At 67.8% G+C, this 255-nt stretch carries 1 protein-coding gene; it reads left to right on the plus strand.

From position 1 onward, the window contains the following. On the plus strand, positions 1-255 hold a 255-nt coding region (locus tag EZI54_RS24195; RefSeq protein ID WP_131484368.1), incomplete at both ends, for an AMP-binding protein.

The raw sequence follows: 255 nt of genomic DNA on the forward strand, positions 1-255 counted from the left end.
TGTGGGCCCGGACGACCGTGTGGCGATCTGCGCGGAGCGCTCGCTGGCGATGGTGGTGGGCCTGCTGGGCGTGTTGAAGGCGGGCGGGGCCTATGTGCCGCTGGACCCGGAATACCCGGCCGAGCGAGTGGCGTACATGCTGGAGGACAGTGCCCCGGTGGCGGTGTTGGTCCACGGCGATGTACCGGAGCTGGTAACTGGGAATAGGCCGGTGATCGCGCTCAATGATACGGCGCCCTGGATGTCCTGCTCCGA

The organism is Marinobacter halodurans (assembly GCF_004327985.1).
Taxonomy (GTDB): Bacteria; Pseudomonadota; Gammaproteobacteria; order Pseudomonadales; family Oleiphilaceae; genus Marinobacter_A; species Marinobacter_A halodurans.